Origin of the sequence: Bacillus sp. OTU2372, from assembly GCF_038440275.1 — a bacterium.
Classification (GTDB): Bacteria; Bacillota; Bacilli; order Bacillales; family Cytobacillaceae; genus Neobacillus; species Neobacillus bataviensis_B.
Genome location: NZ_JASATK010000020.1, coordinates 36880 through 54737, shown reverse-complemented (window position 1 = coordinate 54737; position 17858 = coordinate 36880). Strand labels below are relative to the sequence as shown.

19 protein-coding genes are annotated in these 17858 nt (G+C 46.0%); all 19 read right to left on the bottom strand.

The genetic code is table 11. The features are described from left to right. Positions 1-9 precede the first annotated feature (9 nt). The 19 genes from AAHB15_RS23280 to cobJ all read right to left on the bottom strand — a co-directional run bounded on the left by AAHB15_RS23280 (position 10) and on the right by cobJ (position 17850). Positions 10-621, bottom strand: a complete 612-nt coding sequence (locus AAHB15_RS23280; RefSeq protein WP_335573766.1) for a histidine phosphatase family protein — start codon at positions 619-621, stop codon at positions 10-12. Beyond that, a complete protein-coding gene (cobS, locus tag AAHB15_RS23275) occupies positions 618-1361 on the bottom strand; it encodes an adenosylcobinamide-GDP ribazoletransferase (RefSeq protein WP_342043473.1) in 744 nt (247 codons plus the stop codon). The genes AAHB15_RS23280 and cobS overlap by 4 nt, the downstream gene beginning before the upstream one ends. Continuing rightward, complete coding sequence (gene cobU, locus AAHB15_RS23270; RefSeq protein WP_335573764.1) at positions 1361-1897, bottom strand: bifunctional adenosylcobinamide kinase/adenosylcobinamide-phosphate guanylyltransferase; 537 nt, start codon at positions 1895-1897, stop codon at positions 1361-1363. Before cobU ends, cobS begins: the two co-directional genes overlap by 1 nt. After that, positions 1894-2997, bottom strand: coding sequence for a threonine-phosphate decarboxylase CobD (gene cobD / locus AAHB15_RS23265; RefSeq protein ID WP_335573763.1), 1104 nt, complete (start codon positions 2995-2997; stop codon positions 1894-1896). Before cobD ends, cobU begins: the two co-directional genes overlap by 4 nt. Next, positions 2997-3554, bottom strand: a complete 558-nt coding sequence (gene cobO, locus AAHB15_RS23260) for a cob(I)yrinic acid a,c-diamide adenosyltransferase (RefSeq protein ID WP_335573762.1) — start codon at positions 3552-3554, stop codon at positions 2997-2999. The genes cobD and cobO overlap by 1 nt, the downstream gene beginning before the upstream one ends. 15 nt (positions 3555-3569) lie before the next feature. Continuing rightward, entirely contained in the window at positions 3570-4139 is a 570-nt protein-coding gene (locus tag AAHB15_RS23255) for a nitroreductase family protein (protein ID WP_335573761.1), read from the bottom strand. Position 4140: 1 nt separating this feature from the next. Then, positions 4141-4926, bottom strand: a complete 786-nt coding sequence (cobA, locus tag AAHB15_RS23250) for a uroporphyrinogen-III C-methyltransferase (RefSeq protein ID WP_335573760.1) — start codon at positions 4924-4926, stop codon at positions 4141-4143. A gap of 20 nt (positions 4927-4946) precedes the next feature. Then, a complete protein-coding gene (cobT, locus tag AAHB15_RS23245) occupies positions 4947-5987 on the bottom strand; it encodes a nicotinate-nucleotide--dimethylbenzimidazole phosphoribosyltransferase (protein WP_335573759.1) in 1041 nt (346 codons plus the stop codon). Continuing rightward, positions 5984-7501 (bottom strand): cobyric acid synthase, encoded by a 1518-nt coding sequence (locus AAHB15_RS23240; protein WP_342043471.1) that lies wholly within the window; start codon positions 7499-7501, stop codon positions 5984-5986. The genes cobT and AAHB15_RS23240 overlap by 4 nt, the downstream gene beginning before the upstream one ends. After that, the gene (locus AAHB15_RS23235) at positions 7494-8864 is read right to left on the bottom strand and encodes a cobyrinate a,c-diamide synthase (RefSeq protein ID WP_335573757.1); all 1371 of its coding nucleotides are present in this window, start codon (positions 8862-8864) and stop codon (positions 7494-7496) included. The genes AAHB15_RS23240 and AAHB15_RS23235 overlap by 8 nt, the downstream gene beginning before the upstream one ends. A gap of 18 nt (positions 8865-8882) precedes the next feature. Next, the gene (locus tag AAHB15_RS23230) at positions 8883-10004 is read right to left on the bottom strand and encodes a cobalt-precorrin 5A hydrolase (RefSeq protein ID WP_335573756.1); all 1122 of its coding nucleotides are present in this window, start codon (positions 10002-10004) and stop codon (positions 8883-8885) included. After that, positions 10004-10777: a precorrin-4 C(11)-methyltransferase gene (gene cobM, locus AAHB15_RS23225; protein ID WP_144561825.1), complete on the bottom strand. Its 774-nt coding sequence runs from the start codon at positions 10775-10777 to the stop codon at positions 10004-10006. Before cobM ends, AAHB15_RS23230 begins: the two co-directional genes overlap by 1 nt. Then, complete coding sequence (gene cobI / locus AAHB15_RS23220; protein ID WP_335573755.1) at positions 10774-11475, bottom strand: precorrin-2 C(20)-methyltransferase; 702 nt, start codon at positions 11473-11475, stop codon at positions 10774-10776. The genes cobM and cobI overlap by 4 nt, the downstream gene beginning before the upstream one ends. Before the next feature lie 2 nt (positions 11476-11477). Beyond that, a complete protein-coding gene (cbiE, locus tag AAHB15_RS23215) occupies positions 11478-12668 on the bottom strand; it encodes a precorrin-6y C5,15-methyltransferase (decarboxylating) subunit CbiE (protein WP_342043486.1) in 1191 nt (396 codons plus the stop codon). Position 12669: 1 nt separating this feature from the next. Further along, positions 12670-13773 carry a cobalt-precorrin-5B (C(1))-methyltransferase gene (locus AAHB15_RS23210; protein ID WP_335573754.1) on the bottom strand — a complete coding sequence of 368 codons (1104 nt, stop codon included), beginning with the start codon at positions 13771-13773 and terminating at the stop codon, positions 12670-12672. 3 nt (positions 13774-13776) lie between these two features. Beyond that, on the bottom strand, positions 13777-14424 hold the full coding sequence (locus tag AAHB15_RS23205; RefSeq protein WP_335573753.1) for a precorrin-8X methylmutase: 648 nt from the start codon (positions 14422-14424) through the stop codon (positions 13777-13779). Positions 14425-14440: 16 nt separating this feature from the next. Continuing rightward, a complete protein-coding gene (gene cobK, locus AAHB15_RS23200) occupies positions 14441-15238 on the bottom strand; it encodes a precorrin-6A reductase (RefSeq protein WP_342043468.1) in 798 nt (265 codons plus the stop codon). Between the two features lies 1 nt (position 15239). Continuing rightward, entirely contained in the window at positions 15240-16163 is a 924-nt protein-coding gene (locus AAHB15_RS23195; protein ID WP_335573751.1) for a sirohydrochlorin chelatase, read from the bottom strand. Positions 16164-16224: 61 nt separating this feature from the next. After that, positions 16225-17850, bottom strand: coding sequence for a precorrin-3B C(17)-methyltransferase (gene cobJ / locus AAHB15_RS23190; protein WP_335573750.1), 1626 nt, complete (start codon positions 17848-17850; stop codon positions 16225-16227). Between the last annotated feature and the right edge of the window lie 8 nt (positions 17851-17858).

Genomic DNA, 17858 nt, shown 5'->3' with positions numbered 1-17858 from the left:
TTTTTCTCCTCACTCTTCTAGCTTTTTTCCTAACGTAAATATTCTCGTTTGTTCATTCCACTCCATCATTATGGCTTTTCCGTGTCCGAGTCCATCGACGTTCCAAAATTCCCTTTGGTCACCCTTCACCCATTTACTAAGAAACCAGCGGATCGGGCCCCCATGGCTGACAATAATGATCGTTCCAGTTGATTGTTTAGACAATAAAATCGGCTCAAACCAATCATCGATCCGTTTCCCCAGCTGGATTAGTGTCTCTCCGTTAGGAGGAGCGACAACATAAGGATTCTGGATCCACTTCTCTAGCCTTTCTGGATTTTCCTTAATAATTTCTTCATAGGTCTTGCAGTCAAAATCACCGAAGTGTAATTCTCTTAGGGCAAATACAGGGATTGGTTGTATCTGAAACTCATTTCCAATGATCTGCGCACTTTCAACGGCCCTTACTAGATCACTAGAGTAGATGGCAGTAATTGGTTGAGTTTCCGTCCTTTTTAATGTCTCGCTCAAACTCCTTAACTGCTGCTGTCCCTGTTGATTTAAAGCTGCATTATAATGTCCTAGATACCGTTTTGCTGCATTTTCATTTGTTTCCCCGTGCCTGACTATAATGATTCTCATCCCATCAGCCTCCCAATCGCCAAGGCCAGAAATAGAGAGACACATTCGCTCCATTCCACAATGGCACCATAGCAATCCCCTGTTAGCATGTTTAATTTCCGGTAAATGTTGAAAATAAACAGGAAGGTCAGTAGGCTCGTCATGAATAAGAGTACAATCCCGTTTAGTCCTATTACCCAATAGCTAATCACTAAAATCAAAACCAGGTGGATCAAAATCACAGGATAAGATAAAAAGGCTGATAGACCAGATCCTAGTCCTGATTTATTTCGATACGGCCAGAATTTGATCGCACAAATGAGCAAAAATCGGGCCATCCATGGACTTAAAACAAGAATCAGCGGCTCATGAAGTTCAACCACTTCATACACTGCAACGATTTTCCCTGCGATTAGGCAGATCGCGGCAATCACACCCATCGCACCCACGCGGCTATCCTTCATGATTTCGAGCATTTGCTCCCGGCTTCGATTGCTGCCCAATCCATCCGCTAAATCCATCCACCCATCGATATGTAAACCACCTGTGATCCATATCCAGGCGAGAACAATTAAAAATGCACTGACAGGAGCCAGAAACAACTTTCCAAATCCGAATATAGCCAGCCATAACAAGCCGCCAATCAACAATCCAATCAACGGAAAATAAACGGGGCTTTTTTTCCAATCGGTATTTGAAACCTCAATCTTAGGAACGGGGATGCGCGTGAGGAACATTAGGGCTGCTAGGAACGCCTTCATTATTTCAGCCTCAGTGGCAGACCGGAAAAGACGGCATAAGCTTCATCTGCTTCGGCTGCAATTAATTGATTGATTTTCCCTAGAACATCTTGAAAAAAACGCCCCAATGACGATAAGGCGACCCCGCCCAAACCGACCTCGTTCGAAACGACAATCACATGCTGTTGATTTTCTTGTATCCCTTTAAGCCAAAGTTCCACTTCCTCTATCAAACTGGTTTTCTTGTTTTCTTCCTTCAGTTCCTGCTCTGTTAACCACATGCACTGATTGGCCAGCCACGAAGAAATACAATCAACTAAAATGACATCATAGTCTTGATAGACGATTTGAACGGAGGTGAGTTCGTTGGGCTCTTCTAATACGCCCCATTCACTTGGGCGCCGCTTTTTATGGATATCAATTCTTTTTTCCATTTCTTGATCGGTTTGAACACCAAACGCGACATAAAGAACTCGGCCTGCTTGACTGAAAGCCAACTGTTCCGCAAATTCACTCTTACCTGAGCGAATTCCTCCTGTGACATAGGTTAAGGTCATAATGGATTCCCCTCTTTGCATACTTCAATTAAGGCTTGGATCAAACATTGATTTTCTTTCTCGGTTCGAATCGCAATCCGAAAATCCTGATCCGTTAACCCCGGGTACATTGCACAGGAGCGTATTAAGATTCCTTTATGACCCATGCGCCACTGTAAATCGGCCGCTGTCATGTCAGCCGTTATCCTTACTAACAGAAAATTCGCTTGTCCCGGAAAAACCTTCCACCCTAACTTCTCTTCAATCGCGCGTTTGACATCACTTCTTTGCTCCTGAATTAGGGATATTGTTGCTTCCTCGTATTCCTTTTCGTTCAGGACCGCTTCACCAGCCATTAGAGCCATTTGGTTGACATTCCAAGTTACTTGTTTCACCTGCAGGTTTAAAATCAGGTTTGGATCGGCCACCATATACCCCAACCTCAGGCCAGGGATCGCATAGAATTTTGTCATCGAGCGAACAAGGATTACCTGTTTCCACCGTTGCAAATCCTCAAGCAGCGTGATTTGTGTTTCGATTGGTAGAAAATCAATAAATGCCTCGTCTATTAACAAATATGTATTCGTCTTCACTGCCTGTTCTGCCATCTCGACAAGTTCTGCCTTTGAATACGTAACACCAGTGGGATTGTTGGGATGTCCAACAAAAACTAGATCGGTTTTCGCTATTAATTGAAGAATTTCCGATCGATCTGGCTTAAAATCATTTTCTTCCCTGCCAAAGCAGGCGTGGATGTTTGCCCCATAAGCTCTAGCAAGCTGTTCATATTCCGAAAAGCAAGGATAGATGACACCCACCGTTTCAGGCTGCAAGCCTAAAATCGCAAGGGCGATACACTCTGCTGCCCCATTTCCAATCAAGATCTGTTCGGGTGAAACAGAGTGCTTTTCTGCCAGCCTTTGTTTAAGGACACGCTGGGCAGGATCTGGATAATGAACGATGGACTCCAGCTGCTCCTTTAACAACTTGATTAGAGTAGGTGGAGGACCAAGTGGATTGATATTCGCACTGAAATCTAACAGTTGCGTAGAATCTTTACCAAACAGTTGCCTGGCCGTCAGTAAATCGCCGCCATGTCCAAATTTTTCAATGTAGACCATTAAAACTCAATTCCCTTCACGGCAGGAATTCCTTCATTATAATAGTGCTTAACGGGTTTCATTTCGGTTACTAAATCCGCGCAAGCGATGATCTCCTCTTTGGCTGACCGTCCGGTAACGACCAGGTGCATCCCCTTGGGGCGCTGCTGAATCAACTCCAGTACTTCTTTCAACGGAAGGACATCGTCAATCGGGAATTTATCAATCGCGAGTGCATTATTCAGTTCATCTAAAATGACCACATCGTAACCGCCAAACTGTACCTTTTCTTTCGTCAACGCCCACGCTGTTTTTAGGGCTTCCCGATGTTCCTCCGGTGTTTTCGTCCACGTAAAGCCGACTCCTGTCTGCACGATTTCAATCCCCAATTTCTCGAACGTAATTTTTTCTCCATACGTTCGATCAGGCGATTTGATAAATTGAATCATGAGCACCCGTTTTCCCCGCCCGGCGGCACGGACAGCGAGCCCAAGGGCTGCCGTCGTTTTCCCTTTTCCATCACCGGTATAAACTAATGTTAGACCGCGCTTTGCTTTGTTTTCTGTTACCTCTTCCATCCGTTTCACTCCTTGTTACAGCCAGACTGTTTTTTCTTCAAAGGATGTCCGAGCCGGCACTTTCGCCTTTTTTAATACTTCTGGATCGGGATAACCAATAAACAAATTTCCGATAATTTTCTTGTTTTCAGGTGAGCCAATAAACTCAACCATTCGTTGGTCGCGAACAAGTCCGACGCCCCTTGTCCGCCAGACCAGGCCTAATCCCAATTCTTTGGCGGCCAGCCACATCGAATGGATTGCGCAGCATACGGCATATTCATTATCTGCAGAGGCCTCTTCATCACCTGGAACTATGTCGGCTGTAACGACAATATGGACCGGTGTGGTCTTCAGCACTTTTAATGAGCTTTCGATTAAATTTGGTTTGGTTGGAAAGCGTTCCTGTAAATACTCATTGGCCAACGCCTCATAGCGTTTTTTTGCTTCGCCTTTAATCACATAAAAGCTCCATGGTTCCCGCATCCGGTCATTCGGTGCCCATGTCGCTGCTTCTAATAAGCTGTGAATCTTTTCATCTTCGACCTCTCGCGCCGCATAATCACGGATTGCTCTTCGATTTTTGATTTCCGCTATAATCGACATCTTAGTCCCTCCCAATTCCTACTTCTTGTTTTTCTTCTGCTTCTTGAAACCAGCGTAATTTCTCGCGCAGGCCGACCACATCACCCACGAGAACAATCGCCGGATGAGTAATCCCGGCTTCAAGGGCCCGGACTTCGATATCTTTTAAACTTCCGGTCACCGTCTTCTGCTTGGCCGTCGTCCCCCATTGGATAATGGCGGCTTTCGTATCAGGGCTTTTTCCGTTCTCGATTAATCTCGAAACTATATAGGGTAAATTCCCAATTCCCATATAAAAAGCAATCGTATCGATTCCTTGAGCGAGTGCTGGCCAATTTAATTGGTCCTCATCCTTTTCCGCTCGGCTGTGTCCAGTGACAATCGCGAAAGAGGATGCATAATCGCGGTGGGTCACCGGAATTCCGGCATAAGCGGGCGCTGCAATACCAGCTGTAATCCCAGGAACCATTTCATAGCGGATCCCATGTTCGGCGAGAATTTCCGCTTCTTCACCGACACGGCCGAAAATGCAGGGATCGCCTCCTTTTAATCTGGTGACAATCTTGCCCTGCCCCGCTTTTTCAATTAACAGCTCGTGAATTTGATCTTGAATGACCTGATGTCTTCCTGGCTGTTTGCCGCAAAAAATCAGCTCTGCCTCCGCCTTTGCATATTTCAGCAGTTCCTCATTTACTAAGCGGTCATATAAAATCACATCCGCCTCTTGGATACACTCCATCCCATAAACCGTGATCAGCTTAGGATCTCCCGGTCCAGCACCAACGAGATACACTTTTCCATTTGTCATCTTCTCGCTCCTTTCCTACGCTACTCATTTGAAATTCCGGCTGATGCAAAGGTGGCCATTTCTTTCAGCATTAAGGTCGCTGATTGTAAGATAGGAAAGGCCACTGCTGCCCCGCTACCTTCGCCTAGCCGCAAATCTAAATCAAGTAGTGGCTTCTTGTCTAATAACTGCAGCGCAATTTCATGTCCAGGCTCGACGGAACGATGGCCGACCATCATATAATCCGCTGCTGTCTCACAGATTTCCCTTGCCAAAAGAGCTGCTATCGTACAGATAAATCCATCTACCAATATCGGGATCCGGTTCCGAGCGGCGGAGAGCATTGCACCGGTCATACCGGCTATTTCCAAACCGCCAATTTTAGCTAAAATATCGATAGGATCCTTCCGGTCAGGGTTTCTTTCCTTTATTGCCCGTATGATGACCTCTTGTTTATGACGAATTTTTTCTGTCGCAATCCCTGTTCCCCGACCGACAAGTGCACCGATGTCCTTCCCGCTTAGAACCGCTGCGATCGCACTGCTTGGTGTCGTATTGCCGATTCCCATTTCACCAACAATTAAGCATTTGATTCCCTGTTGAATCATCTGTTCCGCCCGTTCATAGCCAGCAGCAATGGCTTGCTCGGCCTCTTCTCTTGTCATGGCATCCTGCTGGCAAAAATTATTCGTTCCATAGCGAATTTTCCGATTCACAAACCCATCTGCCTCTATATCTGCTGCTACACCAATATCGACGACTTCAAATTTGGCTCCGATTTGCCGGCTAAAGACATTAATGGCCGCACCGCTGTTTAAAAAGTTCATGACCATTTGCACGGTTACTTCCTGCGGAAAAGCGGAAACCCCTTCTTCAACCACGCCATGATCAGCGGCAAATACGATTACACCAGGCGGTGACACGACCGGAAAGGCTTCAGATGTCATTTCCGCCAGTTGAATCGCTAATTCCTCTAATCTCCCCAAACTGCCCGGAGGCTTGGTTAACGTATCGATATACTCACGAACTTGCTGCCCCATTTCTCTATCGAGAGGCTGGATGGCTGTTTTTACGCTATTCATTGGGTGATCCCCCTTTTCTGGTAATCCTTCATTAATTGTTCAATGACATCGAGTTTTACATGTTCCCTAACATGTTCTGCCAGACGGTCAAATGCTTCTTCCCTCAATTGGTTAAAAGATGGGCGGTTGTGGATGGGCTCCAACCCCTTTTGGCGGCGGATCTGATTAAGCAATTCCACGCGAAATTCATCATTATGAAATATCCCATGAAAATAAGTGCCAATGATGGTTTCGTCCGAAGAATGACAGCCATCCCATTTTTCATTCGTATATATAAGACCTTGGGACGCTCCTGTCGCCACGGTTTCGCCCATATGAATCTCGTAACCTGTCACATGAAAATTTTTTCCGAAAAGATGCAGCATCCCATTTGATAGGATCGTCGTCTTTTCTTTCGTAATGGTCGTTTCAATTGGCAGTAACTGAAGGCCTTCGATTTCTTGATGGAGCGACTCGATCGCCAACGGATCCTCAATTTTATCGCCGAGCATTTGATAGCCTCCGCAGATCCCAAAAAGAACGGTGTGTTTCTTTTTCTGTAATTCTGTTATTTTTTGAGCGATGCCGCTCTTTCTTAAAAACAGCAAATCTTCAATTGTATTCTTGCTGCCTGGAAGAATTACTAAATCTGGGTCGCGTAATTGGTCCGCTCTCGTTATAAAACGGACATGACAATCCGGTTCGGCAAAAAACGGGTCGACATCGGTGAAATTGGAGATTTTCGGATACTGGATCACCGCAATATCCAATTCTTTTTCGGTATTTTGTGTGGAGGTATATTGACTTAAAATCACGGAATCCTCGGCATCAATATTTAGATTCTCCAAGTAAGGAATCACGCCGAGAACGGGTTTACCTGAATACTCCTCAAACCACGTTAATCCGGAATCTAACAGGCGGATATCGCCGCGGAATTTATTGATAATCACGCCTATCACTCGGTCTCGGTCCGCTGGTTCCATCAGTTGAAGGGTTCCTACTAAACTAGCAAACACTCCGCCTTTTTCGATATCCCCAATTAAGATCACAGGGGCATCCGCCATTTTGGCGACCCGCATATTGACCATTTCCCGATCATTCAGATTAATCTCGGCCGGACTGCCTGCCCCTTCAATGACAATCCGTTCATAATTTTGGGACAGGGTGGAGAGTGATTGTTGAATCAGCGTCAATCCTGTTTGAAAGAATTCCCGGCGATACTTTCCTGCTTCCATATTCTTATATGGTTTACCATGGACGACAATCTGGGATTGGTTATTTCGGTTCGGCTTTAGGAGAATCGGGTTCATATCGGTAGTTGCCTGAATCCCTGCGGCTTCGGCCTGAACTCCCTGTGCTCTGCCGATTTCTTTTCCGTCCACTGTGATATAGGAATTTAACGCCATATTTTGTGATTTAAACGGAACCGTTTTATATCCGTCCTGGGCGAATATTCGACAAAAGGCTGTCACGACGACACTTTTGCCGACATCCGAATTGGTGCCTTGAAACATAAGTGGAAGTGCTTTAGCCATTTTCTTTAAACTCCTTACATTTCTTCACCCAATTTTCCACAAGCTCGGGGCAAGAGCCAAAATGAAAATGGGTATAACCTGCAATTAAATTCCCTTTCCGATAGCCCTCCTGCTTAAAACCGCGCATTCCTTTCGTTTGGTAGGCCGCTTCAAAATCCGTTCTTGGATGAAAGGTAGAGTAGTGAAATTCATGGCCTCTTGCACTCAGATTTCCCGCTAACAAGAAATTTTCCCCATCTGCTGTGATTTCACGGTATCCCAAGGCTGCAAGTTTTGTCTGCATTTTCACCTTTCCAGGAATGATCCCGACCATTTTGTAACTCATTTCATCCGTTGTTTCCAACGATTCGGTTAAGTACATAAACCCGCCGCATTCCGCCAAGGTTGGCAGTCCTTTTTCAATGGTCGATCGAATCGAGTCCTTTACTTCCGTCTGTTCAGCCAGCTCCTCGGCAAATTCCTCTGGGAACCCGCCGCCGATATACAAGCCATCGACTTGTTCCGGCAGGCATTCACCCTTTAATGGAGAAAACTCGACTAACTCCGCTCCGGCGGCTACTAACATGTCAAGGTTTTCCTGATAGTAAAAATTAAAAGCAGCATCACGTGCGATGGCAATTTTTACAGTTGCCTGCTCTGCTCTCTTAAACTGGGATTCTTTTACCTTTAAAGGGGAAGCTTTCGCCAGCTCATATAAAGAATCTACATCGATGGTTTCAAGCACTAAATCACCAAGCTGCTCAAAAAATGGATCCAATTCTCCCCGTTCAACGGAGGGTATCAACCCTAAATGCCGTTCTGGAATCGAAAGTTCCTCATTCCTTTTCAAATAGCCAAGGACGGGAATCCCGCATTCTTGCTCGATCGCGGTTTGGACGATTTTAAAATGGCCTTCGCTCCCAACCCGGTTAGCGATCACCCCGACAATATTGGCTTCCTCCAGAAACGTTTGAAATCCCTTGACGATGGCCGCCGCACTTCGGGCCATACTGGCACAATTCACGACCAAAATGACCGGACTTTCGGTGATGAGACTGATTTCGGCAGTGGAGCCGGTATTGTTAAGCGGATTTTTCCCATCAAAGAATCCCATTACCCCCTCAATAACGGAAATATCCGCTCCAACACTTGCACGGTTGACAATCTCTTTGACCATCTCGTGGTTGAGCATCCAGCTGTCAATGTTTCTTGAAGTTCTTCCTGTGACCGCCGTATGATAGGTCGGGTCAATATAATCTGGACCGCATTTAAAGCCCTGAACGGTATAACCTTTTTTCTTTAAAGCAGACATCAGCCCAATGGTCAGAGTCGTTTTCCCGACACCACTGCCTGTTCCTGCAATCACAAGTCTGCGATTTGACATCTTCTTTTCCCTCCTCTATCAATGGGGAATGACCGCTACTGAAATGGTGACATTACCTGATTTCTTCTTCATTAGTACTAACTGTTCCGCACCGCTGTACAATAAGGCGGCCGGCTCACTGACACCATACGCGCCGGTATATTTAAAAACCGTTTCAGAAGGGTTCTGAAGTTCAATGGCATTCAATTCAGCTGGTGTGTAATAAATAAACTCCCAGCGGTTTTTATTCACGACTTCGAGCAGCCCCGCTTCATCCTTTTTTAGATCAATCGTGCAAACCGCTTTGACACTTTTTTTCGAAAACCCTAATTCCTCAAGCGTTTCGTCGATTACTGCTTCGATTTCCGATGCAGTGGTCCCGCGGTTGCAGCCCATTCCAAGGACAATCACCTTTGGTCGATATAAAACACCATTATGTAAAATCTTCGTTTCGTCTTTGGATAAATTCCGATGGGTTACTACTAGGGCTGCATCTGGCTTTTGTGCCAGCGCTTCTTGGATCGAAGAATAGGGCTGAATATTTCCTGGGAGCGGGCGGCCATATGGCCACCAGTCTTTTTCGCCTGACTCCTGGACCACGGCGATTTTTTCTTCGTTCACAACCGAAGCGCTAACGGGCGTCAGCTTTTCAGCCGAGTCCCAAATCCAGCCAAACCGTTTTCCGAACAAATCAACCGCAATCGTTTCCTGAACATCTGAAGCTGTGGTAATAATGGGACGAGCCTTTAAGGCGGCCGCCACTTCTTTCGTTAGTTCATTGGCACCGCCGATATGGCCTGACAGTACGCTGATTACATGTTCGCCCTTATCGTCGATAACGACAACGGCAGGATCTGTTTTTTTATCCTTTAAAATAGGCGCAATCATTCGGACCACGGCTCCAAGGGAAATGATGATGATCAGCCCCTTATAGGCCTCGAAAAGAGAGGGCAGAAGAAGGCGAACGCTTCCGGTGAATAACTGGATGTTCTTGTTCCGCTCATCTCCTTTTTCAAACTTCGCCATATAGTACACATCGGCATTTTGAAACGAATTCCCCAGCTTGCGGGCCAGTTCTACCCCATGCTTTGTAATCGCCACAACGGCATAGTCACCCTTCTGCTGAATGACCGCCTTTTGCGCTTCTTGGAGCTCGATCATTACGACTCCACCCCCCGGCGGAATCCATGTGTAAATGTTTTGTCATACAGCTTGGAACGATAATCTTGTTCATGTATGTTTTCGTCTAGCGCCCAGCCGGCTAAGATCATCGCCTGTTTACGAATCCCATTCGTCCGCATATCTTCATCCAACCGTTCTAGTGTGGTCCGGACAATTTTTTGATCCGGCCACGAGGCTTTATAAACAACCGCAACAGGGGTATCCATACTCCAGCCAGCCCCGGTCAATTCCTTGACAAGCTTTTTCGTTAACGTCGCACTTAAGAAAAGCGCAATCGTGCAATGATGTTTCGCTAAATCCGCCAGCTTTTCAAATTCCGGCACAGGTGTCCTGCCCTCAGCTCTTGTCAGAATCACGGTTTGCGTTAAATCAGGAATCGTCAGCTCGGCTTGTGCGGCCGCGGCAGCTGCAAACACAGAGCTCACACCCGGAACAATCTCTACCTCGATTCCTTTCTTCCTTAACAAGACGATTTGTTCCATAATCGCCCCATAGACAGCCGGATCGCCCGTGTGGACACGAACGACCTTTTTCCCTTGCTGGATTCGCTCAGCCATGACGTCAACCATTTCTTCTAAATGCATCCCGGCGGTTTTCAATATTTCGGCAGAAGGTTTTGCTTTAGCAATTAAGTCTTCGTTTACAAGAGAATCCGCATATAGAACGACATCTGCCTCCTGAAGATGCTGAAGACCTTTTACCGTGATTAAATCAGGATCGCCTGGTCCGGCACCAATGATATAAAGCTTCATTTTCTCACCACCATTAATGTTAAATATTCAAGCTCCGCTCCTTCAAGCTCATCTGCCCGCCAAATAATCTCCTCATCCGATGTTACCTTTGTGACGACTGAAGCCTTGTCAAGCAAATCTAAATCACGTAATACTTCAAGCATTAAATCAATGACCTTCGCTACTTTTATAAAAATGACACAATCATTGTCTTGAATGACTTTTTTCATGGTTTCATAGTCATCCCGCGCCGGAACAATCGCTACATGCTCATCCCCATCTGCCAATGGAATTCCCAGTCTAGAAGCAGCCCCATTGATGGACGAAATCCCCGGAACGACTTCAATCGGAACCTGCGGATACTTTTCCTGCATCAAACGCATCATATGAATAAACGTGCTGTATAATAGAGGATCCCCTTCAGTTACAAAAGCGACATCCTTTCCCTCCTGCAGCTTCTCCCATACATTTTCCACTGTTTCCGTCCATTTTCTTTCCAATGTGGCTGGATCCTTTGTCATCGGAAAGACAAGGCCGAGCATTTCCTTTTCGTTCGGCTGAAAATAGACATCAATGATTCGATGGGCATAGCTTTTGCTGCCCTTTTGTTTTTTCGGATAGGCAATCACGGGTGATTCCTTTAATTTACGATACGCCTTGACGGTAATGAGCTCTGGATCCCCAGGGCCCACCCCTAGGCCGTATAATGTTCCTACCATTTTTATTCCCCTTCCTTACGCCACGCTTCTATTATGTAAATCGGATTTAATGCATCAAACCTTGTCAGATTCAAAATAGGCTTGCTTCTGGATATTTGCGCAAGAGTAATATTCGTCTCATATCCCCGCTCTTTAAACGCAAGCATCGCTTCTGAAAGATTTTCAATCGTGACGGCATTTAAGACAATCCGTCCACGCGCTTTCAAGCGGCTGCAGCAAATATCCAAAATGTCTTCCATTCCGCCTGCGGTCCCGCCAATAAATACCGTATCTGGATCTGGGAAAGTATCTAATCCCTCTGGTGCTTTCCCGTGAACGAGTGTGGCATCCACACGGAACTTGGCTAAATTTTGTCGGCAGTTTTCTAGATCCCCTTCGTTCTTTTCGATCGCAAAAACATGCCCTTCCCTGGCGATTTTCGCTGCCTCAATCGCAACAGAACCTGTGCATGTCCCAATATCCCAAACCGTGCTGTCTTCCTTTAACCTTAGGGCACTAATGCTTAGTGTGCGAATTTCCTTTTTGGTAATTAAACCCTTATCCGGTTTTCGCTGAATAAACTCCGCATCGTCAATGCCAATCGGCCAATGTGGGCTTTCCCCTTTTTTCTTGAGAATTACCACATTGAGCGGTGAAAACTCTTCATCCTTCATTTCATCAAGGGTAAACCAGCGGCATCGTTCCTTGTCACTGCCAAGGTTCTCTCCCACAAACGCCTCATATTCAGTCATGCCAAAGGAAAGCAAATACTGAGCGATTTTATTTGGGGAATTTTCTGTGTCGGTTAAGATTGCGACCGTTTTTTTCCCATCCACTCGCTGTGCCAGCCCTTTTATACTCCTGCCATGAACGCTGGTAAAATAAGCATCCTGCCATCTTTCTTTCATTCTGGCAAAAGCAAGCTGGATCGAACTTAAATAAGGATAAATGTCCAAATCGATTTTAGAAGATAAATAGCTTCCAATTCCATAGAACAACGGGTCTCCGGAAGCTAGAATCACTACGTTTCTCGTCTCCGTCTGTAACCGTTCCACCAGGGATGAAAGCCCGCCTTCAATCGCGATTTTTTCGCCGGCGAATTCAGGAAAAAAGGAAAGCTGTCTCTTTCCTCCTACTAATAGTTCACTTTCATTAATCCACTTTTCGTACACCGGGAGCAGGCTCACTTTGCCTTCGTCCCCAATGCCGATCATTTTAATTGATGCCACTCTTTCGTCCCGCCTTTCCTAACAATTCCCCCTTCATGGTATAAAGGGTTGTATCAACATCGATCCCGCCATCGACTTCCTTTAACGCAGCAAGGCAGCAATGGTCGCTAAGCATTTCAAAAAAGGAGAGATGGCCCTTTGCTGTCATCATATCGCCAACCTGTGATGCCGTATTGGCCGTTCGAATTTCTTCGACCAGTGCGGCATCCGCACCGGTACGGCTTGCTACCTCCGCTAAAAAATTAAAATCTACCGGGGCGCTTTTCGAGTGGACCATCATGATCCCCATTGCGACCTTTGAGAATTTCCCCATCATGCCGACCATCGACACTCTTTTTACCCCTTGCTTCTTGCATTGTTTAAGGGTGAACCCGACAAAGTCACCCATTTCGATAAAAGCTTCCTCAGACAGCTCGGGGAATTGCTTCATGGCATTTTTCTCGCTCCTCCCGCCTGTTGTAATGACAACGTGCTCGCAGCCACTGGCCCGGGCAACACTGATCGCCTGGATGATACTGGCCTTATAAGCGGCTGTTGAAAATGGAACGACAATCCCACGGGTTCCGAGGATAGAAATCCCGCCAATGATTCCTAAGCGTCCATTGAGTGTTTTTTTGGCGATTTCTTCACCTGCTGGTACGGAAATGACTATTTTTATGCCTCTTGTAATCCCAAATTCTTTTAAAACACCTGCGGCCGTCTCACGGATCATCCTGCGGGGAACGGGGTTAATCGCCGCCTCGCCAACAGGAACGGGCAATCCGTCCTTTGTGACCCTGCCAACCCCAATTCCCCCGTCAAGGACGATACCTGGCTCATCGAGCCATGACACGGTGGAAACGATTAAGGCCCGGTGGGTGGCATCCGGGTCATCCCCCGCGTCTTTAATCGTACTAGCGGTGGCCGATTGTTCTGTAAGCTCACAGTTCTCTATCTGAAAAGTAGCAAACCGCTTGACGGGCAAGTAAATGGTTGATTCTGTTTGCGGCTCACCGGTTATTAATGCCGTTAGCGCCGCTTTTGTCGTCGCCGTTGCACAAGCCCCTGTCGTATATCCTTCCCGCAGCTTTCCTTTTGGTACTTCCTGCATGGGTTATCCCCGTTCAGCCATAATGGAAATGGCATTTAATGCGGCAACGGTCACGGTACTGCCGCCTTTCCTGCCAATATTGGTGATGAACGGGATATCGAGCTTGGCTAGTTCTTCTTTTGACTCAGCGGCAGAAACAAACCCAACAGGCAATCCAATGACAAGACCTGGTTTCGCTTCTCCTTCTTTAATCAGGCGGATGAGTTCGAGTAAGGCGGTTGGGGCATTCCCGATGGCAAAAATGCCACCGTCCGCTTCTTTGATCGCTTTTCGCATCGAAATAATTGCCCGTGTGGTATTTAAGCGTTTGGCTTCTTGTATCACATCCGGGTCGGAAATATAGACCTTGATTTCTCCGCCATACTTTTCAATTCGCGCTTTATTAGCCCCGCTTTGTATCATTTGAACATCGGCAACTACCATTTTCCCGCTCCGAATCGCCTGGATACCGGACTGAATAGCGTCAGGATGGAAGAGGACGCTCTTTCCGAGTTCAAAGTCAGCGGATGCATGGATGATGCGCTGGACAATCGGATACTGTTCCTCGGTAAACGGGTGCTCCCCAATTTCTTCATTAATCATTTCAAAACTTCTGCCTTCTATTTGTTCCGGTTGGACAGTTAACGGTTTAAATTCGGTACGAAAATCCATTTCTCTCACTCCTGTATTAAAATGATTGTTCTGTTGTGACGGTTTGTGTGAAACCGACCTTTTTATGTAATTCTGCGATGACATCGGTAAAATGAGCATAGACGGTGCCATAATTCAGTTTCGGGCGGCCAATAAGGATGACCTCAATCCCCAGTTCCTTGGCCGCTTCCACCTTTTCATCGACCGATCCGACTTTCCCGCTCTCTTTCGTCACCATTAAGGTCACGCCATATTGCTTATATAGGGCTTTGTCGAACTCTTTTGAAAATGGTCCTTGGATTGCGACAATATTTTTCTGTGGCAGCCCTAGCTGCTCACATTTTTCCATATTATCCACACGAGGCAGCATCCTGGCGATTAAGCGGATGTCCGGGTTACCTAATAGTTTTTCTGTAAAAATTTGAAGCGTCTTGCTGCCGGTCGTCAGCATTACCACGCCCTTTTTGGCCAATGCAAGCTCCGCTGCTTCCTCGTAGCTTTCGACGACTGTCATGTTGTCATATTGGAAAGTTTGTGACTCCCGCTCATACCGTATATAGGGGATTCCCGCCGATTGGGCCGCTTTGATCGCGTTTTTCGAAGCTTCTTCTGCAAAAGGATGACTGGCATCGACCACCGCTAGAATCCCTTTTGTGTCAATCAACCCCACCATGTCTTCATCGGTTAATCTTCCTACTTGGACAGGTATCCCTGACTCCCTTAATTCAACCGCTGCATTTTCTGTGACAACGGAGGCCAGGAGATCGAAGCCCTTCTTTTTTATTTCTAAAGCAAGGGCTCGTGCATCACTTGTACCGGCTAATACGAAAATCATCCTAATCTCCTGCCTTTTGCACTGCATGTTCGTGATCATGGTGATGGTCGTGGTCATGATGGTGATGGTCATGGCCGTGATGATGATCGTGGTCATGATCATGGTGGTGGTGATGATCGATATGTTCCATCACATTGAGACGGTATTGGCAGGTATCGCAGTTCATCTTCACCTCATCACCGAGGGCTTCTTCCACCCGATCGATTAAAATCGTCTGTAATTTGGGATGATAACCAAAATAGTCAGCCAATTGAAATTCAACCGCGGAATATTGATTTTGAATAGGAACCATCATTTCTTCTAACCGTTTAATCAGTATGCCGGTGAATAGAAAGTAAGGCAGGATTACCACTTTTTTTGCTCCAAGGTTAATACAGCGCTCAATCCCTTCGTTCACAAGGGGATTGGTCACCCCCATAAAAGCAGGTTCGACGATATTATAGTTTGTTTTTTCCCATAGTAATCTAGCAATTTTATATAAATCACTATTCGCATCGGGATCGCTTCCGCCCCGTCCTAACAAAAGGACAGCCGTATCGTCTTCAGGTGCCTCCCAATTCTCGCCAATTTCCATTAATCTCGTTTTTAGAATTTCAAATGTTTCCTCATGAACGCCAATTGGCCGGCCATAAGTAAATTGAACAAGTGGATATTTATTCTTTGCCTCATCAATAGCCGCTGGAATATGAATTTTGGAGTGTCCTGCCTGTAAGAGCATGATTGGAATCACGACAATATGGTCGGCCCCTTTCTCCACACACAGATCGATTCCTTGATTAACGGTTGGTCGTTCAAATTCTAAAAAGCACGTCTCAACTAGGAAAGAATCGTCCCATGTCTTTCTCATCTCACCGATGAACTCGCGAACCTGCTGATTTCCCTCTTGATCTCTGCTCCCATGCCCCACAAATAAAATTGCTTTCAAAATATTTCCTCCCCTTTGTTTGTAAATGCCTATCCTGCTAATTGACCGCTAGACTTCCCCTTTACTCCCCACAAACAGCCGCTTCGATTTTAAGGTTTGGTGTGATATCTTGGTACACAAAACCTTGAACCTCTTTTACCCGTTTAAAAAATTTATAGAAACGTTCATTTGGATAGGCCTTTTGTTTGTACTCTTGAACAATCCCCTCTATGACTCCGACAATTTGGTCCGGTGAGATTCCTTCCGCTACGATTTGGCCAGGATGTGCCGTTCTTCCAGCTGTCTTGGCTCCTAAAAATAAATCAAACGCTCCCTTGCGGTAGACAATGCCAATATCCTCTTTTACGGCTCCATAACAAGCCATGCCGCAGCCATTCACACCCAGTTTCAATTCTTTGGGGAGTTCCATGCCGCCTAACCTTTTCTGCAGCTCATCGGCATAAGGGATGGAATCCTTTTTTTCTCCGTCACAAAAATCACAGGCTTTTACAGTTAATACGTCGCCAACAGGAGCAATCAAAAAGTTGGCCGCCGTTAGTTTTTCAACAATCTCATTAGGCTTAGAGGTTAAAATTTGCAGCTTCATATAATGGTCTTGTGTGTATTCCATGACACCTTCATCTCCGACAATTTCGGAAAGAATGACCATCTGAGTCGCGGTAAATTTTTTATTGGCGACACCAGGGCTGACCGCTACCTCAAAAATAGATTGAAAGTCTTGCTTCACCATTAAACCTTGGGATGGTCCATCGTTCTCACCAAGGATCAATTGCAAGGCTTCCTCAGCCAGCTCTCTTGGCGACACATTCACTGAGGTTGGGGTGACTTGTTTCTTGTTTACCTGCGTTACATCTTCCGTTTGCTCCAGTGCCCATGGTTCGGCTGCCTTTTGCAGACGCTGATGCGGTTTCAACGGCTGAATTGCCTGATTTAATGTATACTTCCGCTGATAACCGCGCGGAGTGATGATCAAGCCGTCGTAAAAAAAAGTGGATGAGTTGCCAATTAAAACGGTGGTTAACATGCCAATTTCATGTTCGAGCATCTCTTGTAAATTGGTTAAGACGATTTTTTGACTATCACGGAAAGCACTCTTTACCAATCCTACAGGGGTGTCTGGCGAGCGATATTTAAGTAGAATTTTTTGTGCTTCCATAATCTGCCTTGTCCTTCTCCCGCTTTTTGGATTGTATAAGGCAATCACAAAATCAGCTTGAGCGGCCGCTTCGATTCGTTTTTCGATCAAGCTCCAAGGTGTCAAATGGTCACTTAAGCTGATCGTACATGCATCATGCATGACCGGCGCGCCTAATAAAGCAGCACAGGAGTTGATGGCGGAAATGCCAGGGACCACCTCCACTTCTACACCTGAGTCTTTTTTCCAGCCTTTTTCGATTAGCACTTCGTAAACCAGTCCTGCCATTCCATATACACCGGCATCACCGCTCGAAATGACCGCTACCGTGTAACCGAGCTCAGCCTGTTTCACAGCCTCCTGGGCACGGCTTACTTCTTCTGTCATTCCTGTGCTGATGATTTGCTTTCCAGTTATTAATCCCTTGATTAAATCAACATAGGTTTTGTAGCCGATGATGATATCACTTTCTTGGATGGCTTCTTTTGCCCGTCCGGTAATATGTTTTTCATCACCAGGGCCAAAACCAATCACCAATAATTTTCCTTTCACACTATTAC